Here is a 1230-nt window from a genome sequence, read left to right as displayed (position 1 = left end):
TCGGGTGGCATGCGGGTGAGTGACCAGATCTCGAAGAGGGTCTCCTCCGGCCCCAGCGGACGGATCCGGTAGGACGAGGCGCTGCTGTACTGCGGCAGTACGAAGTAATGCGGGAAGCCGAAATTGATGGCCTCGGTAATGCCGCGCCGCGCCAGGTCGTTGAGGTCCGGGATGTCGCAGCCCCTGGCTCGATGCCAGTGCACGATGGCGTCGTTGAGGGTGCTGCGCCAGACGGCCATCGCCTCGGCGGGATCCGACGGTAACTCCATGTCCTGTAGCCCTTCGGCGATGCGGACGTCATTCTCGTGCGTCATACCGGCCATGCCCTCACCGAGCGTGCGCATGAAATACAGGTTGGTCTGCGCTAAGCCCGGGGGCTTGGAGGACGAGGCGGGCATGCTCGACGGCAGCAGTTGCGGGTGGGTCTGCGGGACGTGATAGCCCTCCATGAAGGCGGCCGTCGCCAGCTTCCAGTTCACCGGCAGCCGGCACGACTGCCACCACTCGACGCGCAGCGACTCCACCTTCCAGGCGTCGTAGATCGATGCGAACGGTTCGAAACAGTCGCGCAACGGCGGTGCGTCGTCGTCGAGGTTGATCCATGCACACCCGCCCCAGACCTCGCACCGCACCGAGACGAGGCGAAGATCCTCCGGGCTCAGGTTGTGCTCGTCGAACTCCTCGGGCCGCAGCACAAACGTGTTGCGTCCATCCATGCCCCAACACCAGCCATGGAAGGGGCACACGAAGGTGCGCCGATTCCCGTTGCCCTCCACCAGCTTTACGCCGCGATGGCGGCAAGCATTGTGATAGGCGCGCACGTTCTCGGCATCCAGCCGGACGACGATGATGGACTCGTCAAGGATCTCGTACTCGACATAGTCGCCCGGCTTGGGGATTTCCTCGAGGCGGCAAGCCATCTGCCACACCCGCGGCCAGAGCATTTCTTGTTCGAGCGCGTAGAACTCCGGGTCGTAGTACCGCTGCTTGGGAATCCGATCGGCGGCCTGGACCGCCCACGGCACCGGAAGCGGGGTCCAGTTCACGTCTGTGGTCACCATGTCGATTCCCTTTTCATAGGATTCGTGACACTCGCCCTTGCCAGTAGCGGTCGCGAATACGTCTCTTGTACAGCTTTCCGTTCGGGTCGCGCGGCAGGGAGCCGAATTCGACGGTGCGCGGGCACTTGTACCCGGCCAGGTGAGCCCGGCAGTACTCGACGAGTTCGGC

The 1230-nt window shown here is 64.1% G+C and carries 1 protein-coding gene and 1 pseudogene; both read right to left on the bottom strand.

Annotated elements, in window-relative coordinates:
- Positions 1 to 1061: aromatic ring-hydroxylating dioxygenase subunit alpha (locus tag A5652_RS24220; RefSeq protein WP_067357988.1), on the bottom strand; the 1061-nt coding region annotated here is incomplete at its 3' end.
- Positions 1062 to 1074: 13 nt separating this feature from the next.
- Positions 1075 to 1230 (bottom strand): annotated as a pseudogene (locus tag A5652_RS28835) (acyl-CoA synthetase); the annotation flags it as partial.

Source organism: Mycobacterium sp. 1165178.9 (assembly GCF_001673555.1).
Taxonomy (GTDB): Bacteria; Actinomycetota; Actinomycetes; order Mycobacteriales; family Mycobacteriaceae; genus Mycobacterium.
This window is presented reverse-complemented; position numbering and strand designations above follow the sequence as displayed.